The 22,874-nt window shown below is 41.3% G+C and carries 28 protein-coding genes and 1 other annotated feature; of the genes, 1 reads left to right on the plus strand and 27 read right to left on the minus strand.

Annotation, left to right across the window (positions count from 1 at the left end; translation table 11 throughout):
• Nucleotides 1–126: 126 nt before the first annotated feature.
• The 16 genes from HMPREF2832_RS07625 to HMPREF2832_RS07705 all read right to left on the minus strand — a co-directional run bounded on the left by HMPREF2832_RS07625 (nucleotide 127) and on the right by HMPREF2832_RS07705 (nucleotide 12,763).
• Nucleotides 127–444 carry a PTS lactose/cellobiose transporter subunit IIA gene (locus HMPREF2832_RS07625; protein ID WP_003007713.1) on the minus strand — a complete coding sequence of 106 codons (318 nt, stop codon included), beginning with the start codon at nucleotides 442–444 and terminating at the stop codon, nucleotides 127–129.
• Between the two features lie 34 nt (nucleotides 445–478).
• Nucleotides 479–1,312, minus strand: a complete 834-nt coding sequence (locus HMPREF2832_RS07630) for a PRD domain-containing protein (RefSeq protein ID WP_070506210.1) — start codon at nucleotides 1,310–1,312, stop codon at nucleotides 479–481.
• 450 nt (nucleotides 1,313–1,762) lie between these two features.
• Nucleotides 1,763–2,743: a tagatose-bisphosphate aldolase gene (lacD, locus tag HMPREF2832_RS07640; RefSeq protein WP_070506214.1), complete on the minus strand. Its 981-nt coding sequence runs from the start codon at nucleotides 2,741–2,743 to the stop codon at nucleotides 1,763–1,765.
• A 1-nt stretch (nucleotide 2,744) separates the two neighbouring features.
• Nucleotides 2,745–3,674 (minus strand): tagatose-6-phosphate kinase, encoded by a 930-nt coding sequence (locus tag HMPREF2832_RS07645; protein WP_061455172.1) that lies wholly within the window; start codon nucleotides 3,672–3,674, stop codon nucleotides 2,745–2,747.
• A 10-nt stretch (nucleotides 3,675–3,684) separates the two neighbouring features.
• Nucleotides 3,685–4,200 carry a galactose-6-phosphate isomerase subunit LacB gene (gene lacB, locus HMPREF2832_RS07650; protein ID WP_003002763.1) on the minus strand — a complete coding sequence of 172 codons (516 nt, stop codon included), beginning with the start codon at nucleotides 4,198–4,200 and terminating at the stop codon, nucleotides 3,685–3,687.
• A 16-nt stretch (nucleotides 4,201–4,216) separates the two neighbouring features.
• Nucleotides 4,217–4,642 (minus strand): galactose-6-phosphate isomerase subunit LacA, encoded by a 426-nt coding sequence (gene lacA / locus HMPREF2832_RS07655; RefSeq protein WP_003007724.1) that lies wholly within the window; start codon nucleotides 4,640–4,642, stop codon nucleotides 4,217–4,219.
• Nucleotides 4,643–4,844: 202 nt separating this feature from the next.
• The gene (locus tag HMPREF2832_RS07660) at nucleotides 4,845–6,320 is read right to left on the minus strand and encodes a PTS transporter subunit IIC (RefSeq protein WP_045759559.1); all 1,476 of its coding nucleotides are present in this window, start codon (nucleotides 6,318–6,320) and stop codon (nucleotides 4,845–4,847) included.
• Between the two features lie 97 nt (nucleotides 6,321–6,417).
• Complete coding sequence (locus HMPREF2832_RS07665) at nucleotides 6,418–6,723, minus strand: PTS sugar transporter subunit IIB (protein WP_049485465.1); 306 nt, start codon at nucleotides 6,721–6,723, stop codon at nucleotides 6,418–6,420.
• A 35-nt stretch (nucleotides 6,724–6,758) separates the two neighbouring features.
• Entirely contained in the window at nucleotides 6,759–7,235 is a 477-nt protein-coding gene (locus tag HMPREF2832_RS07670) for a PTS sugar transporter subunit IIA (protein ID WP_070506218.1), read from the minus strand.
• Between the two features lie 343 nt (nucleotides 7,236–7,578).
• Nucleotides 7,579–8,325, minus strand: a complete 747-nt coding sequence (locus tag HMPREF2832_RS07675; RefSeq protein WP_061455169.1) for a DeoR/GlpR family DNA-binding transcription regulator — start codon at nucleotides 8,323–8,325, stop codon at nucleotides 7,579–7,581.
• Between the two features lie 217 nt (nucleotides 8,326–8,542).
• Nucleotides 8,543–8,836 (minus strand): 50S ribosomal protein L27, encoded by a 294-nt coding sequence (gene rpmA, locus HMPREF2832_RS07680; RefSeq protein WP_003002805.1) that lies wholly within the window; start codon nucleotides 8,834–8,836, stop codon nucleotides 8,543–8,545.
• A gap of 17 nt (nucleotides 8,837–8,853) precedes the next feature.
• The gene (locus HMPREF2832_RS07685) at nucleotides 8,854–9,198 is read right to left on the minus strand and encodes a ribosomal-processing cysteine protease Prp (RefSeq protein WP_003002581.1); all 345 of its coding nucleotides are present in this window, start codon (nucleotides 9,196–9,198) and stop codon (nucleotides 8,854–8,856) included.
• Between the two features lie 15 nt (nucleotides 9,199–9,213).
• Nucleotides 9,214–9,528, minus strand: a complete 315-nt coding sequence (gene rplU / locus HMPREF2832_RS07690; protein ID WP_003007734.1) for a 50S ribosomal protein L21 — start codon at nucleotides 9,526–9,528, stop codon at nucleotides 9,214–9,216.
• A gap of 34 nt (nucleotides 9,529–9,562) precedes the next feature.
• Nucleotides 9,563–9,650, minus strand: a sequence feature (ribosomal protein L21 leader region).
• Between the two features lie 136 nt (nucleotides 9,651–9,786).
• Nucleotides 9,787–10,329: a hypothetical protein gene (locus tag HMPREF2832_RS07695; protein ID WP_070506221.1), complete on the minus strand. Its 543-nt coding sequence runs from the start codon at nucleotides 10,327–10,329 to the stop codon at nucleotides 9,787–9,789.
• Nucleotides 10,330–10,381: 52 nt separating this feature from the next.
• Nucleotides 10,382–11,602 (minus strand): tRNA uracil 4-sulfurtransferase ThiI, encoded by a 1,221-nt coding sequence (thiI, locus tag HMPREF2832_RS07700; protein WP_070506224.1) that lies wholly within the window; start codon nucleotides 11,600–11,602, stop codon nucleotides 10,382–10,384.
• 18 nt (nucleotides 11,603–11,620) lie between these two features.
• The gene (locus tag HMPREF2832_RS07705; RefSeq protein ID WP_070506226.1) at nucleotides 11,621–12,763 is read right to left on the minus strand and encodes a cysteine desulfurase family protein; all 1,143 of its coding nucleotides are present in this window, start codon (nucleotides 12,761–12,763) and stop codon (nucleotides 11,621–11,623) included.
• Between the two features lie 193 nt (nucleotides 12,764–12,956).
• Between HMPREF2832_RS07705 and HMPREF2832_RS07710 the strand changes: the two genes are divergently transcribed.
• Nucleotides 12,957–13,391, plus strand: a complete 435-nt coding sequence (locus tag HMPREF2832_RS07710) for a DUF6556 family protein (protein ID WP_070506230.1) — start codon at nucleotides 12,957–12,959, stop codon at nucleotides 13,389–13,391.
• A 132-nt stretch (nucleotides 13,392–13,523) separates the two neighbouring features.
• On the opposite strand, the gene HMPREF2832_RS07715 is transcribed toward HMPREF2832_RS07710, so the two are convergent.
• The 11 genes from HMPREF2832_RS07715 to thrB all read right to left on the minus strand — a co-directional run bounded on the left by HMPREF2832_RS07715 (nucleotide 13,524) and on the right by thrB (nucleotide 22,874).
• Entirely contained in the window at nucleotides 13,524–13,967 is a 444-nt protein-coding gene (locus HMPREF2832_RS07715; RefSeq protein WP_070506231.1) for a hypothetical protein, read from the minus strand.
• 46 nt (nucleotides 13,968–14,013) lie between these two features.
• Nucleotides 14,014–14,430, minus strand: a complete 417-nt coding sequence (locus HMPREF2832_RS07720) for a lipoprotein BUG3 (RefSeq protein ID WP_186823072.1) — start codon at nucleotides 14,428–14,430, stop codon at nucleotides 14,014–14,016.
• Between the two features lie 140 nt (nucleotides 14,431–14,570).
• Nucleotides 14,571–14,984: a hypothetical protein gene (locus tag HMPREF2832_RS07725; protein WP_070506232.1), complete on the minus strand. Its 414-nt coding sequence runs from the start codon at nucleotides 14,982–14,984 to the stop codon at nucleotides 14,571–14,573.
• 43 nt (nucleotides 14,985–15,027) lie between these two features.
• Entirely contained in the window at nucleotides 15,028–15,420 is a 393-nt protein-coding gene (locus HMPREF2832_RS07730; RefSeq protein WP_261674227.1) for a hypothetical protein, read from the minus strand.
• Nucleotides 15,421–15,941: 521 nt separating this feature from the next.
• Nucleotides 15,942–17,012, minus strand: coding sequence for an ABC transporter substrate-binding protein (locus HMPREF2832_RS07735; RefSeq protein WP_070506233.1), 1,071 nt, complete (start codon nucleotides 17,010–17,012; stop codon nucleotides 15,942–15,944).
• Nucleotides 17,009–17,782: an ABC transporter permease gene (locus tag HMPREF2832_RS07740; protein ID WP_031573560.1), complete on the minus strand. Its 774-nt coding sequence runs from the start codon at nucleotides 17,780–17,782 to the stop codon at nucleotides 17,009–17,011. The genes HMPREF2832_RS07735 and HMPREF2832_RS07740 overlap by 4 nt, the downstream gene beginning before the upstream one ends.
• On the minus strand, nucleotides 17,779–18,585 hold the full coding sequence (locus tag HMPREF2832_RS07745) for an ABC transporter permease (RefSeq protein ID WP_049475040.1): 807 nt from the start codon (nucleotides 18,583–18,585) through the stop codon (nucleotides 17,779–17,781). The genes HMPREF2832_RS07740 and HMPREF2832_RS07745 overlap by 4 nt, the downstream gene beginning before the upstream one ends.
• Nucleotides 18,566–19,723, minus strand: a complete 1,158-nt coding sequence (locus HMPREF2832_RS07750; protein ID WP_003002881.1) for an ABC transporter ATP-binding protein — start codon at nucleotides 19,721–19,723, stop codon at nucleotides 18,566–18,568. Before HMPREF2832_RS07750 ends, HMPREF2832_RS07745 begins: the two co-directional genes overlap by 20 nt.
• 207 nt (nucleotides 19,724–19,930) lie before the next feature.
• Nucleotides 19,931–20,827: a UDP-N-acetylmuramate dehydrogenase gene (gene murB / locus HMPREF2832_RS07755; protein ID WP_070506234.1), complete on the minus strand. Its 897-nt coding sequence runs from the start codon at nucleotides 20,825–20,827 to the stop codon at nucleotides 19,931–19,933.
• A gap of 117 nt (nucleotides 20,828–20,944) precedes the next feature.
• Nucleotides 20,945–21,883: a hypothetical protein gene (locus tag HMPREF2832_RS07760; protein WP_021153411.1), complete on the minus strand. Its 939-nt coding sequence runs from the start codon at nucleotides 21,881–21,883 to the stop codon at nucleotides 20,945–20,947.
• Nucleotides 21,884–22,007: 124 nt separating this feature from the next.
• Nucleotides 22,008–22,874, minus strand: coding sequence for a homoserine kinase (thrB, locus tag HMPREF2832_RS07765; RefSeq protein ID WP_070506235.1), 867 nt, complete (start codon nucleotides 22,872–22,874; stop codon nucleotides 22,008–22,010).

Raw genomic sequence — 22,874 nt, forward strand, 5'->3', positions numbered from 1 at the left:
TAGATGAGAATAAGATTACAGGCATCCCTGCAATGAAACCATCACGAATCGCTCGCAAATATTTGTTTCGAGAAATCTTTTCAAAGAAAGGTTTCCCTTTTTCAATCAGTTCAATCAGTTTATTCATTATTTCGCTCCTCTTTTATATAGTTCAATCAGATGGTGAATCACGTCTTTTAATAGGATCGTTGTCATGAGATGGTCTTGACCATGCATCATGGTAATGCTATAGGGGATTTCTTCTCCTGCTGCTTCATGCGCTAGCATGGTCGTTTGAGATTTGTGAGCCTCAGCGATACAGGACCCTGCTTCTTCTACTAAGGATTCTGCTTTAGCAAAATCACCATTTTCAGCAGCTTTTAAGGCTTCCACTAATTTTGATCGAGCGTCACCGGCATAAGCGACAATTTCAAAGCCAAGTAATTGGACTTCTTCTTTATTCATGTTGGTTCCTCCTTATGATACCTTTTGAAAATTTTTATAATAGACGTTGAATATGAAGGGCTAAATAGACTTTTTCATTAGGAGATATTTTGGCTCCTGTCTGTTCAGCGATGGTTTGGTAGATTTGATGACTAATCTCATAAGCCTTTGGATAACTTAGCTGAATCAGTTGTTCCATCTCGCTCAAACCTTCTGGATCTTCTCTTCCCTTATCTAGCGAATCTAGGAAATAATTGAGATGGATCATAAAGCGATCATAGAAATGACTGTTTTCTTCTTTCCGTTTCAAGCCATTTTGAGCTAGTTTTTCTTCTACAGCTTTCAAAATAACTTGTCGGTCCTGGACATCTGGATCTTGCTCATGAATCATTTCCCCTTGTGCATTAATGAAATGATAAGCGATACGATTCACTTCATCGTCAGGAAGTTGATCCAAGAGCCGCTTTCGAAAGATCTCAATCGCTTCTTTTGCGATTTTATAGGGAATCGGGTGCATAGCAGACGCATCAGGAAGGTCACTGTGTTTGTATCTTCCCTGTTGAACTGCCTGGTAAGAACAAAAGATGTGATCTGTTAATGTCACATAGATATATTCTTGAACAGGATAGGCATATTTCTTAGACAAGGTATCAATCACTTCATAAGTGGTTGTAATGAAATCAAGAGGAACATCCTTTAGAAGGGCCATAAAGTTTTCTCTTGACTCATCCGTGTTTAAACGAAATACTTTTTCGACCTTATCATCAGCTACTAGATCATTTTTCTTTTTCCCAAAAGCAATCCCACTCCCAATAACAATCAACTCTTGTTGTAGTTCATTTTGAACCAAAGCAACATTATTGTTCATTGGATGGATAATACGATACATGAGGCTCTCCTTTGTAAAATTTGTTAAAAGCAAATAAAAATGACCACGAAGCAACTGAAAAAACTAGCCTACACTAATTGTTCAGTCTACTTGTGGTCACGCCTAATCTAACTTAGTAACGCTCACTGCTATTCAACTTATAAACTTATTCTATCATAAGTTTTTTGTTTTGTAAACCCTTACAGCAAAAATTTTTAAACATTTTTTTATAAAAAATAAACAAGACCTTAAAATAATGAAGAGGCTGGGATATAAGTCCTAGCCTCTCAATCATCTTTGGATTGTCGAGCAAGACGCAGTGGTTGAGGGGCTCTATTACGCTGATTTCATCAGCTTTTACAGCCATACTCAACTGTGCGGAGGCGGGACAAAGAAATCGAATTCTAACGAATGACCGATTTCTGTCCCACTCTCTAACTGTTGCTTTAGGAGGCAATCATCATTTGAATCTTATACGCGTTCTGTCCAAGGTGTTGCTACTTTAGCCAAGACTGCGTTCAATTCTTCAATATTTTGTCGACCTTCTTTACGAAGCCATTCACGAGCAGCTGCTTCTCCATCTTTGATGTAAGCTTCTACTGAACCTGCCCATGTTGCACGTCCACAAAGAACACCGTTGAAGTTTGCACCAGATGCATGAGCAAATTCCAAGGTTTCTTGGAAGAGCTTAGCTGATACACCTGCACTGAGGTAGATGTATGGAAGGTTGGTTGCTTCTTCTTGTTCTTTGAAGAAAGCAGCTGCTTCTTCACGACTATAGACAACTTCTCCTTCTCCAAATCCTTCCACGAAGTTCACATTAACTGGAACTTCCACTTTCAAGACATCGATATTGAAACGAGGATCTGAGAAGACTTTCATAGCCTCAATCACCTTACGAGGTTTCACTTTCGCATATTCAGCAGAGGTTGCATCTGCAATTCCTTCATCATAAGCCAAGATTTCAAGGAAGAATGGAATATCTTCAGCAGCGCATTCAGAACCGATGCGTTCGATATAAGCTTGTTTTTCTTGGTTGAGTTCATCTGCACTGTCTACATCATAGTAGAGCAAGAATTTCACAGCATCTGCGCCTTGTTCTTTGATGCGTTTTGCTGACCAAAGGTTCAAGCAGTCTGGCAAGCGCTTGGTGCTTGATGTATCGTAACCTGTTTTTTCATAGGCAAGTAAGAGACCAGCATCTTTGTCCAAGGCTTTTGTAGCAGGTAGACCATATTCTGGGTCCAATAACATAGATGAAGCATATTTTGTCAATTCATCAGCTACAAGGACTTTTAATTCTTCCATTTGTGCTACTGTTGGTTCTGTGTCTTGGTATTTGGCCATCAAGCGTTTCAAAGCCCCACGTTGGTCGAAAGCCAAAGCTGAAATGACACCGTCTTTTGTACTAAGACGTTCCAAATAGTTGCGTTTTTGTTCTGTTAATACCATTTTATACCTCTTTTACGATTAATTGTTGATACAAGGCATCATAGTGCCCCATGTTGACATGTCCTGTTTGTGCTTCTTGCGCATTTAACATTCCAAGAACATTTGCTTTCTTGAGCAAGTCTGCGTCACTCTCATGATGATAGAGACCAGATGCAATCCCTGCAACAGTCGAATCACCAGATCCGACTGGATTGACGACATCGATCTTAGGAATATCTACCTTATAGAAGACATCCCCATGCTTAGCGAAAGCGCCATTTGCACCAAGGGAGACAATCACCCATTCGATGCCATCAAAGAGAGAATCCTGAAGAACTTCTTTTAAATCTTCCACATTCTTACTCACTTCTTTTCCTAACAACTGTGATAATTCTTCATTGTTTGGTTTAATGACCGTAGGCTTGACAGCTGCTTGAATGGCAGCTTCTAAAGAAGCTCCCGAGCAATCAAGTACGACTGGTTTCCCAGCTTCCCTTGCAATCTTGACAAGGCTAGCATAGTAGTCCACTGGTAAACCAGCAGGAAGACTTCCAGAGATGGCAACAACCTCTACTTGTTCAACCAAGTGACGATAATGGTCGAGAAAGTCTTGGCCTTCTTTCTCAGAAATGGTTGGACCTTTTTCTAAGATTTCTGTTTGCTTGCCTTCGTGAAGGATGGCGATACAATTACGTGTATCACCAGCAATTTCAAAGAAACGTTCCTCTATCCCTTCTCCTAAATGATCGAGAATGAATTGCCCCGTCCGACCACCAAGTAGGCCAGTCGCTGCCACTGGATCCTTTATCTCAGAAAGTACACGGGTAACATTGAGACCTTTTCCACCAGCTGTCTTACTCACCTCAGCTACACGATTGACTGTATCCAACTGGAGTACATCCAAAGGATAAGAAATATCAATCGAAGGGTTCATCGTGACCGTTAATATCATACGTCACCTCTTAGTCGTGGTATTCACCACGGTCCCATTTTTCAAGGAATTCTGTAAAGAAATCAGCATCCGCTTGATGAGCATTATGGGTTTCCACATGTTGGATCTTAGCGATCAATTTTTTATTTTCTTCAGTTGGTTTGTATTCAGCGTGGATGAATGCTTCAATGATATCACACATGAGCAATTCACCCGTAATTTTACCACCAAACCCGATGACATTCGCGTTCAATTCTTCTTTTGCATAAAGAGCAGTTGTCATATCGCGTACTAAGGCAGAACGGATACCAGGTACTTTGTTAACAGCATTGTTAATCCCAACACCAGTACCACAGATACAAACACCAAGATCTGCTTGGCCACTTGCTACGGCTTCACCGACTTTCTTACCAAAGATTGGATAGTGGGTACGTGTATGGTCATAAGTCCCAAAGTCGAGCACTTCGTATCCTTTTGATTTCAAAAAATCAGAAACAGCCATTTTTTCATTTGTCACAATGTGATCACAACCAATTGCAATTCTCATTTGAATTCTCCTCTCATTAGCACATCTTATTCAACATATCAACACGGATTTGGTGACGGCCGCCGTCGTATTTACCATTGACGAAGCCTTTGGCAATGTTTTTCGCCAATTCATCCCCAACAATTTCAGCTCCCATGGTAATCATTCGAGAATTGTTGTGTCCACGTGTCATATAAGCAGAACGTTCATCTGAAACTTCTGCTGCCACCATTCCTTTGATTTTAGTCGCAACCATAAATGGACCAGCTCCATAAGCATCAATCACGATTCCAAGATTTTGATCGTTTTTGTTCACTTCGCTCGCAACTGCAAGTGTCACATCTACAAAATCTTGACCTTCAGCGGTTACATCTACAACATCGAAGTTTTCTTTTACAAGAAACTCTTTCACGAGATCTTTTAATCTTAATCCTGCAGCATCTGCACCAATTACAATAGACATGTCCTGTCCTCCTTTTGTTTGTTTCAGCAAATATTCCTGTTGTTAATTTTTCACAAAGAAACATTTTCTTACTTTTGATATTATATTACACCTATTTCGAACGAAAGTCAACATTAAATTGTTTATTTTCGAACATTTTTTAAAAATAAAAACACCATATCTAGAAAAGATATGGTGTCAGTTTTCAAACTACATGGAACGATTATTTTGCATTTGCAGCATATTCTTCGTTACGTTTGATCATTTGTTTTCTGTACCAAGCGAAGATTCCGATATAGAATGCCAAGAAGACAACTACACCAAGGATAGCTTTGATATCACCAGTTGTTGCGTTACCGATTGTCCAACCGAGCAATTTTTCAACTGGTCCTTCAAGAGTTGAGTGAGTGATCAATTGAGTAGAAGCTACCCCTTTAGGGAAGGCATCAACACTCTTAGCCAATTGAGTAGCAAATGGTGCAATCAATGTACCTGAAAGAAGGAAGAGTGGCAAGAGAAGGCTTCCGAAGATGATCATACGGATCAATTTACCGCGTGTTACAACCAACAAGGCTGGAGTTACACCCATAGCGATGATACCTGCAAGTGGCAAGATACCATTTCCGACTTTAGAAAGAAGCACTGCTTCGATCAACATGATTGGCGCAAGTACGTTGGCACAAGCCCAGATTTCAGCACGACCAGCGATAAATGGCCAGTCCAAACCGATGTTGAATTTACGTCCTTGAAGACGTTTAGTAGCAACGTTTGTAATACCTTGTGACAATGGTTCTACTGCTGCGATGAACCAAGAACCGATCAATGAGAACAATTCCAAGCAGACACCGGCAGTCAAACCAAGGCTCAACCAACCTTTAATAACCAATTCCCATTTGTCAGCATCTTGTACACCAGCAACTGGATGTGGAGTACCCATGATACCGATGACGATTCCAAGAAGGAAACCGATAAAGAATTTAGATCCCCAGAAACCGATCTTCTTGTTCAATTTAGCAGCGTCGAAGTCGTATTTATCAAGACCTGGGAAGAATTTGTCAAAGATTTTATCCAAGACCATGATGATTGGGTTCATCATGTAGTTCATGTGAGTTGAAGTCATAGGTGATGAACTTGGTGCATTCAAAAGATCATCAAATGTTGGTTTCATCAAGTCTGAGTTGATGATTTTCATAATCCCTACAAGGACAACTGCAAGAGTTGCCAAGAAGAGTGATAAACCTTGGCTGACACCGTTGTTGTCCGCATACCATTTGATCAAAAGACCAGTGATAGACAAGTGCCAGATATCGAAGATATCGACGTCAAGTGTATCTGTTTTCTTGATCGCAAGCATGATAACGTTGACAATCAACATAATCAACAAGAAGTAAAGTGTCCAGGCAGACCCCCAAGTGATGGTCGCAAGAGGTGCCCAACCAACGTCAGTGATATTCAATTGAATACCTGTGTTCTCAACGAATTTTGCAAGAGACGCTGAGAAAGCTCCATTCAACATACCGATGATGGCACCGATACCAGTAAGGGCGATGGCAAGTTTAATACCACCTTCAAGGGCTTTAGAGAATTTCACTCCAAACAAGAGAGCCAATAAAGTCAAGACGATCAACATGATGATCGGAGCACCCATATCTAGGATGGGTTTGAAAAATTTATTGGCAAAATCAATAATGCCATTCATAATAAATCCTCCCGATTTATAATTTTTTTGTAATTTACGGCATAAAGTGTTCCCAATTTTTTATTGGATAACGCTTACAAACTGTTTTAAAAAAATATTAACTTAATCCATGTTCTTTAATGGCAGCTTCAATGTTATCAAAGACTGGCGCACTCATTGCTGGAATACGGAATAAAATTGGACCAGCTTCAATTACTGGAATACCAGGATCAAATCCTAAATCAGTTGCAGCAATTGGAGTAAAGATATCATAACCTGAAATCAAGTCTTCATTCACGTCTTTGACCATGACAGCGTCACAACGCACATCATAACCGCGGTTTGACAACTCTTCTTCTACCGCACTCTTAATTTGGTGGCTAGAGTTAACACCTGCACCACAGGCAGCTAAAATTTTAATCATTTGGATGTCCTCCATTATAAATATTTACGAATGTTTTAGGAAATAGTTTCCGTTATGTATTGATAAAGCTTATCTTCACTATCTAATTTTGATAGAGCTTCGAGATTTCCATTGGATGTAAAGAAATCCATCAGCTGGGCCAAAATATTGGTTTGGCTTGCGCTTGAATTGTTGATAATGAAGAATAAAAGTGAAACTTGAACTTCCTTATCTGGAGCTATCATATTATGGAAGGTTACTGGTTGATCCAAACGAACCACGACCACATTCTCAGTGAGATTATGGACAATGTCTGTGTGCGGAATCGCCACATTTGGTAAGTCCTTACCAAGAAATTCCATGTCTAATCCAGTCGGGAAAGACTTTTCACGCTCAATCAAAGCGGAACGATAGGTTGGTGTCACAATCTGTCGCTCTTCAAGTAAGCTTGCTACCTGCTCAAAGAGATCTGTTTGATCCTTGGCATGTAGGCAAAACACAAGATCTTTGTTAAAGAGTTGATTTAATCCCATTGTTGCCACCTCCTTATCTAACTATTTATTTTATGGTTAGAGTATATCACTATATTGATTGAATGTCAATCATTTTTTGTCGTATTTTGTTTATTTTTGTTTATATTCCTCTTTAAAGCGCTTCCTAACCGTCATTTTCTAACATTATTAAAAAAGTAAAAAGAGAGTGGGACAGAAATCGGTAATTCGTTAGTATTCGATTTCGTTGTCCCACCTCCGCACAGTTGAGTAAGGCTGTAAAAGCTGATGAAATCAGCGTAGTATATCCCACTCAACCACTGCGTCTTGCTCGACAGTCCAAAAACAATCGAGAGGCTAGGACTTTTGTCCCAGCCTCTTGATCTTAAATAATTTTCGTATAAAAGCCATATTTGTCTTTGATCTTCTTTGGGATGCTATCATCGGTAATAATGGCATTTAGATCTTCCACACGATAGAAACTGTAGAAGGAATAACTATCAAACTTGCTGTTATCAGCTACCACATATTTCTCTATCGCATTGTTCAGAATAATGGCATTGCCATTTCCTTCTTCTTCATTAGCTGTGGAGACACTATGGCCATCGATTCCATTCACCCCGATGAAGGCTTTAGAAACCTTGATTTCTTTCAAGAGTTTATTGGCAAATTGACCGACAAAGGTTTGTGTCTTTACCCGGTAGCGACCACCAACTAAGATCAGATCATAATTTGGAAAATCCTTGAGCTTCTCAAAAATAGGGAGGGAGTTGGTGACGATGCTAATTTCTTTCCCTTCCAAATAATCTCCGATAAAGTCTGTTGTTGTACCAGAGCCAATAAAAACGGTATCCCCATTTTCGATCAAGTCTGCACATTTTTTGGCAATGCTTCGTTTCTCATCAATATTGATCAGATTTTTTTCACTGTGAGAAGCTTCTAATAAGCTATCTTTGACTTTTTTGTGGGCCCCACCATGTACACGAACTAAAAGACCTTGTTTTTCAAGATCGATCAGATCGCGACGAATGGTCATGTCTGTCACCCCAAAAAGTTCCTTGAGCTCTTTGACCGATACCACACTTTTTCGATCCAGTTCCTGAAGAATTTCAACATGTCTGCTATCTTTCATGGTACTACTTCCATTCCTACTATATTTGTCTCTATTATACTACATTTTTCAAAAAACACAAATTCAAACATTATATTAACAAGAGTAAACATGATATTTTTAAATAAATAAAAGAAAAAAAGCCTTCCGTTAATCCGGAAAGCTTTGATTTATGCTATTTCTAGCTTCCTCACCTTAATATTTCAAGGCTCGGGATAAAAAGGTTCACTGAACCTTTTTATTTTGCGATTGGGTAAACAGAAACTTGTTTTTTATCGCGACCTTTACGTTCGAAGCGTACTACGCCTTCAACTTTTGCGAACAAAGTATCGTCTCCACCACGTCCAACGTTCACACCTGGGTAGATGTGTGTACCGCGTTGACGGTAAAGGATAGATCCACCTGTTACAGTTTGTCCATCAGCTGCTTTAGCTCCAAGACGTTTTGCTTGTGAATCACGTCCGTTTGATGTAGAACCTCCACCTTTTTTGTGGGCGAAAAGTTGCAAGTTAGCAAGATTCAATTTCAACATAATTGTTTTCCTCCATGTTAGTTTTCTGTGATAACTCTTGTTTGGACGAACTCCGAAGAGTTCTCCGATAAGTTTGCCATCCCTAAGAAAAATGATTCAAAGAATAGTTGGGTCATTTCTCTTTGATGTGGTGGAATATCTGTCGGGATTGTCACCCGAAGGAAGCCACCTTCTTCTTCGTTTAATTCTAGATCCGGTTCGTAGCCTGCAAACTTCTCAACAGAGTTGACGAAGTTAATGGCTAGCGTAGAAACCGATGCACACACGACATCAAAGCCGTATTCACCGCTTCCAGCGTGCCCAGTGATTTCTGCACTCCTCAGCTCGCCATCTTCGGCTCGTTCAAAGACTGCTTGTATCATGTGTTCTCCTAAAAATTAAGCGTTGATTGCGTTGATGACAACTTTAGTGTAAGGTTGACGGTGACCTTGTTTACGGTGGCTACCTTTTTTAGGTTTGTACTTGTAAGTAACAACTTTCTTTTGTTTTCCTTGTTTTTCAACAGTTCCAACAACAGTAGCTCCTGAAACAAGTGGAGTTCCGACAACAGTGTTTTCACCACCAACAAGAACAACTTCGTTAAATGTAACTTCTTGACCAGCTTCAACGTTCAATTTTTCAACGTAGACTGCTTGACCAACTTCAACTTTAACTTGTTTTCCGCCAGTTTTAATGATTGCGTATGTGCTCATTATGCACCTCCTATGTATTTTTGGGTTTCCCCGTATTTTTGTGAAGACTCGCCTAGCATCGTGGGACGAACCACTTATTCTCATGAAAATGAGCAACGATGATCGAGCGGTTGCACAGGCATGTGCATAGTCAACTCTCTTAGTATATCACTTCTATCAGACAAAGACAAGTATTTTTGCGCTTTGAAAACGAATTTTCTTTTGAAAAATAAATTTTTATCTTTTATTTTAAGAACTCTTTCAAAGCTGACTCTTCATCTACTTATTCTTAAATTGAAAGTCACTGATGGTCAATTTAGCCTTAGACGAATCGTTCAAGCTCTTCATTTTTTCTTCTGTTTCCTTGGTGATTTTGATAGGAATGGCTGCAGCCATATTCGTTTTTAAAACACCCGATTCACTGATTTGATAGTCAACCGTCACATTTTCAAGAAGGGGTTCCCCATCATATTCTAAGTTCAAAACGAAGGAACCATCGCGATCAATTGTTGTAGTGGTGCGATTCACCAGATAGAGCAAGGCGAAACGGTTCTCCTCATCTCCAAAGGTATAGCCTGGTAAAAATGCAAACAATCTTCCTGGAGTTCCAATCGTTGGATGGTCTTTGATAAATTTTTCAGCAAGCTCTAGGATTTCATTGTCCTGATTTTTGTACTGATCAGCTCTGACAAATGTGAGCGGTTCTTTTTTGCTGCTGGTTGACTGGCTGGTCTTTTCTTCTTTTTTCGGGCCAGTAAATGATACTTTGACACAGCCTGTCAACAGAAACAAACTTGTCATTAAAACGATAACTTTTTTCATCTTGTCTCCTTTAAGTTGGTAAGAAAAAGAGGCTGGATACTCCCAGTCTCTCCTATAGCAAATCCTCAATCAGGTCATCGACCTCATCTTTTTCTGCTTTTGGTGTGATTTCCGTTACGACGATGCCTGACACAGCACGCTCGACCAAAGCTTCCACATCCAACCGTTGCTCATACTGCTCCGCATTTTTGAGTTTCGGATTAGTCTTTGGACGATCTGGTGCAAAGATGGTACAACAGTCTTCAAACGGTTGGATGGAGATTTCAAAGGTATCAATGGCTTGGGCAATATCGATGATTTCCAACTTGTCCATGGTTACCACTGGACGGATAACTGGCGTATTGGTTACCGCATTGATGGCCTGCATACTCTCTAAGGTTTGGCTAGCCACTTGTCCCAAGCTTTCACCATTGATAATGACCAAACCACCACGAACCTCGCGAATGCGGTCTGTAATGCGCATCATAAAGCGGCGGGTCAGGGGCATGAGGTAAGCTTCTGGCGCTTTTGCCTTGATTTCCTCTTGGATCTCTGTGAAGGGCACCTCGATAAATTGGATATTCCCCCCAAACTTGGTCAACTTCCGTGTTAAGTCATGGGCTTTTTTCAAGGCACCTGGGCTGGTATAAGGTGGGCTCGCAAAGTGGACCGCTTCGATATCCACACCACGCTTCAAGGCTAGGTAACCAGCTACTGGTGAGTCGATCCCACCAGAAAGCATGAGCATACCCTTGCCAGACGTACCAACAGGAAGGCCACCTGCTCCTTTAATGGTTTCATAAGAAATATAGGCTGCTTCTTCTCGAATTTCAACTTGCAAGTTGATATCTGGTTTTTTCATCTGAGCTTGGATGGTTGGGATCGCTTCAAAGACCGCACCTCCCAAGGTTTGGTTGAGCTCGCGACTATCGAGTTCAAAGGTATGGTCACTGCGTTTACTTGAGATTTTAAAGGTCAAGCCTTCCTTGTAAATCTCCTTCATAATCTCTTGCACTGCCGCTTTTAAGGCTGGTACTGATTTTTCAATCTTGTAAACGGGTGAAAAATTTTGGATTCCAAAAACCTGCTTGAGGGATTCGGCTACCGGTTCATAATCCGTCCCATGCAGATAAGCATGCGCTCGATCGCGGTCCGCTGTCACTTTGACAGCTGGATAGATAGATAAAACATCTTGGATATTATTGCGAAGTTTATTGATGAAACGCATGCGGTTCTTTCCTTTAGTAGAAAGCTCTCCATAGCGAATCATAATTTCTGAATAGGTTAAGGTCATGTTGATTTCCTTCTAAAATTAACGTACTTTTCGTGTTTGCTCGTAAATCAGTTTGAACTTGGTCAAGAATTGCTCGACTTGGCTCATGTCATTTTCAAGGTCTAGACTCAAGCGAACAGCTGTCTGTGCGATACTCTTGTCCACTCCCATGGCAATCAAGGTACCAGCTGGCTTACCAGCTTTGGACGAGCAGGCACTGGTTGTCGAAATGTAAATATCAAACTCTTCAAAGGCATGGACCACTACTTCACCACGAACTCCCTTGATCCCGAAAGTCAAGATGTGAGGCGCAAAATGATCCCCACCAGAAAAGACAGTGACATCTGGATAGTTGGCCAATTCTTTGCGGATCACTTCTTTCATCTGCTGGGTCTTGCTTGCAAAAGCTTCTTGGTTTTCCATAGCTAAGCGTAGGGCTTTTGCGGTTGCTGCGATACCTGCCACGTTCTCAGTTGTCGAGCGCATTTCTTTTTCTTGACCTCCACCCGTTAAGAGGGGTGTGATCTTTTTGCCTTCTTTGATGTAGACAAAGCCAACTCCACGAAGGCCATGGAATTTGTGACTAGAGAAGGTCGCAAAGTCCACGCGCTCTGGCAGATAAACTTCTGTTGCTACCTTGGCTAAAGCTTGAACAGCATCGACATGGAAACTAATCGTTGGGCGATCTTCTAGGAGAGCCACAATTTCATGGATGGGCTGGATGGAGCCAATCTCATTGTTGACGGCCATGACAGAGACCAAGGTCGTATCTGGACGGAGTAGACTAGCCAAGGCATCCACTTTGACAAAGCCACGCGCATCCACTGGAGCATAATCAACTTCGAATCCCTGCGTCTTTAACCAAGCAGCGGACTCCTTGATAGCGGGATGCTCGATGTCAGAGACAATGATATGCTTGCCATAAGGAGCTTTCTCAAAAGCGACACCCTTGAGGATCCAGTTGTCCCCTTCGGTCCCACCAGACGTGAAGTAAATTTCCTCAGCTTTCTTGCCAATTAGCTCCGCAATCTGTTTTCTAGAAGCTTCCAAAATACGAGTAGCTTGACTACCTAGATTGTGCAAACTAGAAGGGTTGCCCCAGATCCGAGTCGCTACTTCTGTATAAGTCGCAAGGGCTTCTGGATAGGGTTTAGTCGTTGCTGAATTGTCAAAATAGATCATGTCCTACGCATCCATCACTTTCTTTTTACGTAACTTCTATTTTATCATTTCTAACCGCTTGGGACAAGGATTTGATAAAGAGAGATCCAGCAAAATCACTCTATAAAATTCAGTTCTTTTTAGACATTTTTCAGAAAATGACTTATAATAGGAAAGTGTTAAAAAAACAATTTTTGATAGAAAGAGAATGAACATGTCACAATATTCAAGAAGTAACAAAAACCAAAAACCTGAGGAAAAAGTAGATTCAAGACCATCTCGCGGTGAGAAAGTCAAACAAGGTTTGTCCGTATTTCAAACGGTTGTAGCTACGATTGCCAGTCTCTTAGGGATTATCGTCACTTCCTTTACCATTATGAGCCTGCTCAATAAAGACAATCAAAAGACAGAAGATAAACCCTCTAGTAGCACCAGTGTCGTCGTGGTTCATGAAAAGGGCTCTGACTCAAGCGCTACCAATACAGATACTAACACCAATACACAAACCAATTCAAGCAATACAGAAACAAGTTCACAAAAAGAAACCGATAGCTCATCTGCTACAGAAACCAGTTCATCTGCTGCACAAGACCAAGGCTCCACAGCAACAGACAGTGGCGCAGATACAGCCACATCTGGATCCAACTAAAAAAACAGTAAGGACAACCTTACTGATTTTTTTATCTTTCGATTCCAGCTTTTTCTGATTTTTATAGAAAGCATCTATCTCACTGTCATACTCCCATTTGAGCTTTGAACGCTCTTCCTGGATTTGATCCAATTACTCAAGTATTCTACCCTCTATGTCAATGTCAGATCCTATATACATCTCATCTAGATTCAATGTATTGTCCTCATTAATTGGGATATCTACTCCCCAACCCGATTCTTCAATATTATTTATACGTCCATAAACATTCATATAATATTCGGGAGTTGTAAGCCCACCATCACTCCATTGTGTCTGATCCCAATCAATCTGAACGGATTCGACTTTTGAATTTTGTGCTTTGACTAAATCAATAACCTTCTGTTCGTGTTCTTTTAGGTAGTCCAGTTGTTCTTTTTTTATGTCTCCTTCTGGTTTTTGTACGACTTTCTTTGGAGATGAGGTCGTTATCTTCTGTTCGGGTCTTTTGGTCAGTGGCATGATTTTTCCTCCAAGAAAAACCAGTCCTAGTATCGGTAACAAAATAATCAAAAATAGTTCCATTTGTCTCTTCATTCAATTCCCACCAATCTACACACTTTTAATTGATCTATCAACTTATTTATTCGAAAATTCTTCCACCTATCCTTAAATATTGGCCCAAAGACATCGTCTTTAAATTAATTTTTCCATCTTCCACCACCACATCAACTCGCCAACTCGATTCAGGATTTTGATTAAACCCACCAAAAATGAGAATCATTTCGTCACCACCTTGTGGCGTCCCATTTCCTGCTACTCCCCACTGAGTTTCATCCCAATATATTTGAACGGATTCGATTTTCGGACTTTGGGCTTTCATAAAATCAACAATTTCTTTTTCATGTTCTTTGAGGTAAGCGAGCTGCTTTTGTTTAATGGCTTCTTTGTCTTCTTTGATTGATGAAGCAGCAATCGTTTTTCCTTGTTTTGTATCATCTTTATGCTTCACGCTACATCCTCCTATACTTAGGAGAGCTACAATTGAAGCAACCATCATGATTTTTCACCTTTTCATAAGTCCTCCTACCATTCTGTACAAATTATTCTCTAAAATTTCCACCTATCATTTCTAGATCTATTATGGACTCATAGCTCAAATTCTTTCCTCTTAATGGATAGAATGATCTGTTGATTTTATTAAGGAAAATTCGAACCAGAGATTGAATCAATTGAAATTGGATTCTCAACATTTGGTTTTGGGACAATAAAGAATGAATAGCCATTTAGTTCCTTATCATTATCTCCATAGACCTTTAAACGGATGTCAAACCCAGATTCCGTAAAAGCACCACTATCTTCTACTTTCACACTATCCCAGTCATACTTGACTCGAACAACTTCTGGATCATTCGACTTTATGTAGTTCGTAATTTCGGACTCGTGTTTTTTTAAAAAGTTTACTTGCTTTTGTTTGAGCACTTCTGTATCTCCTTTGGTGGAGGAAGAAACATTCACTTTATCTTGTTTCATCTGTTCTTTTGGTTTTACAGTGCAGCCTCCAATGCTTGTGAAAATAAGCATTAAAGCTAATAACTTAAGTGTACGTTTCATTTTAATTTTCTTGTTTCCTCATAACACTTTTACTTCTATTTACTTAAGAAAAAATTTTCCAGCCACCATTTTCCTCGATATAAATATCATTTAGCATCCCCATTTTTTTGATAGTTGGTATGCTATTTTGATCTTCTAGGTAAAAATCAACGGAGAATTTTGTGTTTTTTAATTGATTAATTTGACCAGAAATAGATAAATTGTATCCACCACCCTGAGGTGTTCCATTCCCAGACTCTTCAATTTGCATACTGTTCCAATCAATCTGAACGGATTCGACTTTCGGACTTTGAGCCTTTACAAAATCGACGATTTCTTGCTCGTGTTCCTTGAGAAAAGCGATTTGTTCTTTTTTTATTTCTTCTTCTGATTTTTGTACGACTTTCTTTGAAAAAGTGGTTGTTATCTTCTGTTCGGGTCTTTTGGTCAGGGTCATGATTTTTCCTCCAAGAAAAACCAGTCCTAGGATCGGTAACAAAATAATCAAAAATAGTTCCATTTGTCTCTTCATTTAATTCTCTCCAATCGTTCCTTTCATGACTGAATGGGCCAGTCACTTTCCTTACTATTATAGCATCTTTCATTTGAATCTCAATCTAACTCACTAGTTAGAGACTTTATGCAGCAATCATAAAAGAACTTGTGGGGTTCTGCTAGAATATAGGTAATCCTTTTTTACAAATAACAACCTAAGTGATGCTAAAAATTCAAATGTTGCATTTTTGTAGAGTATCTAAATATAAAATGAAACTTTCCGCTGTGAGAAAAGTGATAGAAACATCATTGTTTCTAGCACTCGGGAGTTTTGGAACCTTAGGTCCAAAACTAAGTCATGGAACTTCCTGGATTGCTGAAATCATCCACTGGATAATTTCACTTAACGTCCGTACTCACTTAAGGAAAGTTTCTAAGAGGAGTTTATCTTCAATCAAAGAGGAACCCGAAGGTTCCTTTTTGTTATTTTCGATACATCTTGACCTGAAGGTAAAGATCGTTATAGACTCCAAGCAACTTCTTGCCTAATTGTTGATAGACTTCCAAATGGTCCAGTGTTTCATCGCTTGGATAGAAGGATTGGTCATCTTGGATTTCTTTTGGCAACATGGCTTTGGCTTTTTTATTTGGCGTTGAGTAGCCGACATAAAGAGCATTTTTCAAAGCATTTTTAGGACGAAGCATGAAGTTAATAAAGGCATATGCTGCTTCTTTATTTTTCACGGTTTTTGGAATGACAATGTTATCAAACCAAAGGTTGCTGGCTTCAGTTGGGACGACATAGCGAAGATCCTTATTGGCTTCGAGCATTTGGCTGGCTTCTCCTGAGAAGGTAACCCCAATAGCCGCATTGTTTTGGATCATATAGCCTTTCATCTCATCAGCAACCAAAGCTTTGATGTTTGGCGTCAAGGTGTAGAGTTTATCTACTGCCTCTTGCAATTTCTTTGGATCCTTTTCATTGAGGCTATAGCCCAAGGTATTGAGACCAATTCCCATGACCTCACGCGCACCATCGTACATCATGATGTCATTTCTGTACTCTTCACGCCAGAGATCTGACCAATGTTCAGGAGCATTTTTGACCATCTTGGTATTGTAGATAATCCCCAAGGTACCCCAGAAGTAAGGGACTGAATATTGGTTGCCCGGATCAAACGATTGGTTCAAGAGTTTTGGATCGATATTTTCCATCCCTTTGATCTTGGATTGGTCCAACTTTTCAACCAGATGCTCATCCATCATCTTAGCAATCATGTATTCACTAGGTATAGCAATATCGTAGGTGGTTCCCCCTTGCTTGATCTTGGTGTACATGGCTTCGTTGGAATCAAAGGTATCATATTGCACCTGAATTCCGGTTTCTTTTGTGAATTCCTTGAGCAAGTCTGGATCGATATAATCTCCCCAGTTGTAGATGACCAACTTGTCGCTATTCTTGGTATTCATGCTCGCTTCGATCTGGTGGCTAATTCCCCAGAGGACCAGAATGACAAGGACAATCCCAGTTAGGAATGAATAAAGTTTTTTCATACTGCTTCCTCCTTTTCACGGGTAATGAAGTAATAACCGATGACCAAGAGCACACTAAAGAGAAAGACAAGGGCGGACAAGGCATTGATACTGAGGGAAATTCCTTGACGCGCACGGGAGTAGATCTCTACAGACAAGGTTGTAAAGCCATTTCCGGTTACAAAGAAGGTCACGGCAAAGTCATCAAGCGAATAGGTAAAAGCCATAAAGTAGCCCGCGATAATGGCTGGTGTCAGATACGGCAACATGATCTCTTTGAGCATTTGCACTTGAGTAGCTCCCAAGTCATAGGCAGCATTGACCATATCCCGGTTCATTTCCTTGAGTCGTGGCAAGACCATCAAGACCACAATGGGAATCGAGAAGGCCACGTGGCTAGCCAGAACAGATAGGAAACCTAGCTGGTACTTCACCGTCGTAAAGAGAATCAAGAAGCTGGCCCCGATCATAACGTCAGGCGCTACCATGAGAATGTTGTTAATGGAGAGCAAAGGCCCTTCTAACTTCTTCTTCGATTGGTAGATATAAATGGCTCCAAAGGTCCCAATCACTGTCGCAATCAAGGCTGACAAGAAGGCCAAGAGGAAGGTCTCTGATAAGATCAGCATCAGGCGACTATCTGCGAACAATTCATTGAAATGCTCAAGCGTGAAGCCTGTGAAGGCATTCATATCTCCCCCTTTATTGAAGGCATAAAAGATCAAATAGAAGATGGGAAGATAGAGGATCAGAAAGACGAAGCCTAGATAGAAATGAGATACTTTTTTCATCGTTCTCTCCTTTCTCTCGTTGCCCACATGGTAAGGAGCATAGCAAGGATCAGAACAACTCCGATGGTAGAACCCATTCCCCAGTTTTGTGTTGTCAGGAAGTGCTGTTCAATCGCAGTCCCTAAGGTAATGACTCGGTTTCCACCGATCATCCGTGTCAACATGAAGAGGCTCAGACTAGGAATAAAGACAGACTGCACACCTGAGCGGACTCCATTCATGGACAAGGGGAAGACCACATGACGGAAGGTATCCCAACGATTGGCTCCCAAATCATAGCTGGCATTGATCAAGTTTGGATCTAAGTCATCTAAGACATTAAAGATCGGCAAGATCATAAAAGGCAACTCGATGTAGCTGGCTACAAAGATAAAGGAGAAATCAGTAAAGAGGATCTGCTGGGGAGCGACTCCGAGAAAGCTTAAAAAGCTATTGATGGAGCCGTTTTGCCCAAAGATTCCGATAAATGCATAGGCCTTGAGCAAGAGATTGACCCAGGTTGGCAAGACAATCAACATCAACCACAACTGCCGGTGTTTGAGAAGCGTCAAAAAGTAAGCAGTCGGGTAGGAGATCAAGAGCGTCACCAGGGTGACAATTCCAGCATAAAGAACCGAATTAAAGCTCATCTTTAAATAGGTCAAATTTTGCGAAGTAAAGAACTCTTTGTAGTTTTCAAGTGAAAACTGCCCTTCAACGTTGAAAAACGATTGAAAGATGATCATGACTACAGGAGCTAGGACAAAGAGAAAAATCCACAAGAAATAGGGGAGGATAAATAGATTAGAGGTTGTTTTCTTCATCTCTTTCCTCCTCAATGGCATTAATCAAACCAGCTTCTTGCTCTTCCACTTCAACGTACTCTTCGATCCGCGCATCGAATTCTTCTTCGGTTTCGTTGAGACGCATAACGTGGATATCTTCTGGTTCAAAGTCTAGCCCGATAACTTCTCCCACGATGGCCTTCCGAGTGGAGTGAATCATCCACTCATTTCCCAAATCATCATAGGCGATGATCTCATAATGCACACCACGGAAGAGCTGGGTGTCCACCTTCACTTGGAGCTTGCCTTCTTCAGGAAGAGTGATTTGCAAGTCTTCAGGACGAATGACGACTTCAACTGGTTCATTTGGACGCATCCCCCCATCGACGGCTTCAAAGCGTTTGCCATTGAACTCAACCAAGTAGTCCTCGATCATGCGACCATCTAGAATGTTGGACTCTCCGATAAAGGTGGCTACAAAGTGGTTGATCGGCTCATCATAGATATCCACAGGAGTACCAGATTGGACGATCTCTCCTTCGTTCATGACAAAGATCCAGTCACTCATGGCAAGGGCTTCTTCTTGGTCATGGGTAACAAAGACAAAGGTAATCCCCAAACGTTGTTGCAATTCCCGCAACTCATACTGCATGTCTGTCCGCAACTTCAAGTCAAGTGCAGACAAGGGCTCATCTAAAAGGACCACTCGTGGTTCATTGATAATAGCCCGGGCAATAGCTACCCGCTGGCGTTGACCACCAGATAATTTTTGGATCGAGCGTTTTTCAAATCCAGCTAACTGGACCATTTTCAAGACTTCTGAAACCCGACGTTCGATCTCAGCCTTGTCCACCTTTTTCAAACGAAGGGGAAAAGCCACATTTTCAAAGACCGTCATATGTGGAAACAGGGCATAGGACTGAAAGACGGTGTGGACGTCCCGTTTGTTGGTAGGGACATCATTGATCCGTTCCCCATCAAGGTAGACATCTCCAGTCGTCGCGTCCAAAAGACCGGCAATGATATTAAGGATAGTCGATTTCCCTGATCCAGATGCACCGAGCAGGGTATAGAACTTCCCTTCTTCCAATTCAAAATTGATATCCTTTAGGACAACGGTTCCGCTATCTTCAAAGACCTTTGAAACATTTTTAAACTCAATAATTGGTTTTTTCAATTCACATAAATTCCTTCTTTACTGCGATTAGCAAACTGCTTTTCAAACGAAAATGCAGCGGCTGACAGGAAAACCTGTCAGACCACCAATACCTCTCGGGGACTTACTAGACTGCCCCACCTATTTACGGTATCGATAGGCACTCACCCCCTCTCCGACTGATGCTATCGATGGTTCAATATCAATTGTTCTTCAATACTAAATCTCTTAGGCTTGGCCGATAATACGAACTTCTGGTTCTAAACGGACGCCTGAATGAGCTTCTACTGCCTCAATGACATGGGCGATCAAATCTTCGTAGTCCTTAGCTGTTCCATTATCGACATTGACCATAAAGCCGGCATGCTTTTCAGAAACTTCCACACCACCGATTCGATAGCCTTTTAGACCTGCTTCGCTGATCAATTGACCTGCAAAATGGCCAACAGGACGCTTAAAGACGGATCCACAAGAAGGGTATTCAAGGGGTTGTTTCAACTGACGAAGATGGGTCAACCGATCCATCTCCTGTTTGATTTGCTCGTGATTGCCTGGTGACAAAGCAAATTTGGCAGAGATGACGATAGAACCTGTCTCTTGAATCTTAGAATGGCGGTAGCCAAAAGCTAGTTCACTCGCTGACAGAGTTTCGATCTCCCCATCTTTGGTCAAGACCTTACAGGATACTAGGACATGCGCGATCTCTCCTCCATAGGCTCCCGCATTCATAAAGACTGCGCCACCGACACTGCCTGGAATGCCACTAGCAAACTCGAAGCCTTTCAAACTATGATGCAAGGCCACATGGGTGGTGTCGATGAGTTTAGCTCCTGCCTCTGCTTCGATCACATAACCATCCACACTGATGTCACGCAAGCGATCAAACATAATGACAAATCCCGGAATGCCCCCATCTCGGACAATGATATTGGACGCATTGCCCAGGACCATCCATGGGATTTGCTCTTGGTTGGCAAATTGGACGATGCGTTTTAATTCGTATTGGTTGCGAGGGAAGGCTAAAAATTCAGCATTCCCACCGACCTTTGTGAAGGTATAATGTTTTAAAGGTTCTTGAAAACGGATATCAATCCCTTTAAGAATTTGATTTATTTTTTCATTCATCTTTCTGTCTGTTCTCTCTCTATAAAATACAAACTATTATACCAAATTTTTGACTATTTTTCGACCCTAAAAAACAAAAGAAGGCCTATAATATTCAGGCCTTCCTTTTAATCATTATTATGCAATTTTACGTGCGATAGCACGATTCTTTTGTCCATCCAGAGCTGATTTGACCGAAATCCAAGCACCACCAAGAGTAAAGACAGCTAAGAGTGCTAGATTCAAGTAAAATTTATCAGGGACATCCCCTGAGAATGTCGCTTCATTGAGAAGCGTCCAGGACATATCAAATGGCAAATCCAGTTCACTCATAAGCGCCAAAGTATAATCTAATTGGTTGACCAAAAAAACGGTCAAGACCATCAAAATAGCTGAAACTACCACACCTTTTTTTGTCAATTTCTTACCAAGGATCTCATATCCTTTGATAGTACAATAACCGAGGGCTGCACCTGCTAAAACAGATACATAGCCAAGACGCGCTACTAAGAGGGCAACTGCTCCACCGATGATCACACCGATCACAGCCCCTACAATCCCTAAGAGGAAGTTTTCTTCCCGCGCTTCATAAGCCTCAACTGTATCTTGCACTTCGGCTTGGTAGGCTCTAAAGGTTGCATCGTCGATTAAAAAGATCGCATCTCCAATTTGATACAGACCGATTGGTCCTTCCTCACCCGTTTCCGCATTCACTTGCACAAATTGGTGGTTGAGCAAGAAATCAACAATATCTTGGATAGCTGTCCATAAGGTTTCGACAGCCTTCCCTTTGGTCATTCCACCTTTGACAACGATCGAGGTCAAGTAACCATCAGAAGAGATAGCATTAATGGCTTTTGATTGTTCTTTTAATTCATTCCAAAGAATTTCACTATCTTCGATCAAGTCTCCTTCGGAACCTTGTTTCACACTGAGTGAAATGGTAAATACATTCTTGGTTTGAGCGCCTTCAATGACTAACAAGAAGCCTTCACGCTCTCCATACATCACACGGGCTTCGCCATCAAATTGCAGCCCAAGATCGGTAGCAATACTATATAAATATTCTGGTTTCATGTTTCCCCCTAGATTTTCGAGAAAGCTTGAGCTTTCCCCATACAATTCCCATTCTACCATAGAAGAAGCAAAAAGGACATATACATTCGTATACATCCTTCTTTCATTTGTGTTACATTGAGGTTTATTTCTCAACACGAACGCCAAATGTGTCAATTTTAAGTTGGAAAATCTGACCATCTAGCCCGAGTTTTTCGAGAGCTGCGACAAAGGCTGCTGTATGCTCTGGCGCTAAGAGGTTCATGATCGTTGGGCCTGCTCCCGACAGATAGGTGGCGTAAGCCCCATGAGCATGTGCTACTTCTTTGACCTGAGGGAACTCTTTGACAAGAGATTGACGGTAGCGTTCGTGGAAATGATCTGACTCGATGGAGCGACCAGCCGTCAGCAAATCTCCCTTGAGGAGAGCTGCGATAGCGACATTGGCTACGCTACTAGCTGCAACTGCTTCCTTATAAGACCATTCTTTCGGTAGGACATTTCGACTATCACTGGTCTTCAATTGGTAGCTCGGTACAAAGGCCACAAGGTCACAGCTTGGGAAGTCAGCCGTGACATATTGGACATCTTCACCGATGTAGCTCGCAATGACCATATTTCCAAAGATAGCTGGAGCTACATTATCCGGATGACCTTCGATCTCGGTCGCGATGCGTAATTTCTCAGCGTCTGATAGCTGGAGGTTGGCTAATTGGTTGGCTAATTCAATCCCTGCGACAATGACCGAGCTAGAAGATCCAAGACCACGCGCCAAAGGCACTTGACTGGTCATCTTGATTCGATGGGGCTGCATATCAGTTGAGATAGAAAGAGCTGTTGAGAGCAAGAGGTTTTTCTCATCTGTCGGAATCCCTGCTCCTAGATCATGCTCAATAAACCAAGCATCAGCTGGTTCAAGGACTTCAATGGTCAAATAGCGAGTCACGGCAATCCCAACAGAATCAAATCCTGGCCCTACATTGGCACTGGTTGCTGGAACAATAATTCTCAT

Origin of the sequence: Streptococcus sp. HMSC073D05 (assembly GCF_001812015.1) — a bacterium.
Classification (GTDB): Bacteria; Bacillota; Bacilli; order Lactobacillales; family Streptococcaceae; genus Streptococcus; species Streptococcus parasanguinis_D.

Excerpts from the sequence above, each read along its gene's own strand:
- HMPREF2832_RS07715 (WP_070506231.1), bottom strand. The coding sequence starts at position 13,967 with ATGAAGAGACAAATGGAACTATTTTTGATTATTTTGTTACCGATACTA.
- HMPREF2832_RS07685 (WP_003002581.1), bottom strand. The coding sequence starts at position 9,198 with ATGATACAAGCAGTCTTTGAACGAGCCGAAGATGGCGAGCTGAGGAGT.
- HMPREF2832_RS07665 (WP_049485465.1), bottom strand. The coding sequence starts at position 6,723 with ATGATTAAAATTTTAGCTGCCTGTGGTGCAGGTGTTAACTCTAGCCAC.
- HMPREF2832_RS07745 (WP_049475040.1), bottom strand. The coding sequence starts at position 18,585 with ATGAAGAAAACAACCTCTAATCTATTTATCCTCCCCTATTTCTTGTGG.
- HMPREF2832_RS07675 (WP_061455169.1), bottom strand. The coding sequence starts at position 8,325 with ATGAAAGATAGCAGACATGTTGAAATTCTTCAGGAACTGGATCGAAAA.
- thiI (WP_070506224.1), bottom strand. The coding sequence starts at position 11,602 with ATGACCTTAACCTATTCAGAAATTATGATTCGCTATGGAGAGCTTTCT.
- HMPREF2832_RS07740 (WP_031573560.1), bottom strand. The coding sequence starts at position 17,782 with ATGAAAAAAGTATCTCATTTCTATCTAGGCTTCGTCTTTCTGATCCTC.
- HMPREF2832_RS07645 (WP_061455172.1), bottom strand. The coding sequence starts at position 3,674 with ATGATATTAACGGTCACGATGAACCCTTCGATTGATATTTCTTATCCT.
- HMPREF2832_RS07725 (WP_070506232.1), bottom strand. The coding sequence starts at position 14,984 with ATGAAACGTACACTTAAGTTATTAGCTTTAATGCTTATTTTCACAAGC.
- HMPREF2832_RS07730 (WP_261674227.1), bottom strand. The coding sequence starts at position 15,420 with ATGACCCTGACCAAAAGACCCGAACAGAAGATAACAACCACTTTTTCA.
- lacA (WP_003007724.1), bottom strand. The coding sequence starts at position 4,642 with ATGTCTATTGTAATTGGTGCAGATGCTGCAGGATTAAGATTAAAAGAT.
- thrB (WP_070506235.1), bottom strand. The coding sequence starts at position 22,874 with ATGAGAATTATTGTTCCAGCAACCAGTGCCAATGTAGGGCCAGGATTT.
- lacB (WP_003002763.1), bottom strand. The coding sequence starts at position 4,200 with ATGAGAATTGCAATTGGTTGTGATCACATTGTGACAAATGAAAAAATG.
- HMPREF2832_RS07705 (WP_070506226.1), bottom strand. The coding sequence starts at position 12,763 with ATGATCTATTTTGACAATTCAGCAACGACTAAACCCTATCCAGAAGCC.
- rplU (WP_003007734.1), bottom strand. The coding sequence starts at position 9,528 with ATGAGCACATACGCAATCATTAAAACTGGCGGAAAACAAGTTAAAGTT.
- HMPREF2832_RS07735 (WP_070506233.1), bottom strand. The coding sequence starts at position 17,012 with ATGAAAAAACTTTATTCATTCCTAACTGGGATTGTCCTTGTCATTCTG.
- HMPREF2832_RS07720 (WP_186823072.1), bottom strand. The coding sequence starts at position 14,430 with ATGATGGTTGCTTCAATTGTAGCTCTCCTAAGTATAGGAGGATGTAGC.
- HMPREF2832_RS07760 (WP_021153411.1), bottom strand. The coding sequence starts at position 21,883 with ATGAAACCAGAATATTTATATAGTATTGCTACCGATCTTGGGCTGCAA.
- murB (WP_070506234.1), bottom strand. The coding sequence starts at position 20,827 with ATGAATGAAAAAATAAATCAAATTCTTAAAGGGATTGATATCCGTTTT.
- HMPREF2832_RS07625 (WP_003007713.1), bottom strand. The coding sequence starts at position 444 with ATGAATAAAGAAGAAGTCCAATTACTTGGCTTTGAAATTGTCGCTTAT.
- HMPREF2832_RS07710 (WP_070506230.1), top strand. The coding sequence starts at position 12,957 with ATGTCACAATATTCAAGAAGTAACAAAAACCAAAAACCTGAGGAAAAA.
- HMPREF2832_RS07630 (WP_070506210.1), bottom strand. The coding sequence starts at position 1,312 with ATGTATCGTATTATCCATCCAATGAACAATAATGTTGCTTTGGTTCAA.
- HMPREF2832_RS07670 (WP_070506218.1), bottom strand. The coding sequence starts at position 7,235 with ATGGGATTAAATCAACTCTTTAACAAAGATCTTGTGTTTTGCCTACAT.
- HMPREF2832_RS07660 (WP_045759559.1), bottom strand. The coding sequence starts at position 6,320 with ATGAATGGCATTATTGATTTTGCCAATAAATTTTTCAAACCCATCCTA.
- lacD (WP_070506214.1), bottom strand. The coding sequence starts at position 2,743 with ATGGTATTAACAGAACAAAAACGCAACTATTTGGAACGTCTTAGTACA.
- HMPREF2832_RS07695 (WP_070506221.1), bottom strand. The coding sequence starts at position 10,329 with ATGAAAAAAGTTATCGTTTTAATGACAAGTTTGTTTCTGTTGACAGGC.
- rpmA (WP_003002805.1), bottom strand. The coding sequence starts at position 8,836 with ATGTTGAAATTGAATCTTGCTAACTTGCAACTTTTCGCCCACAAAAAA.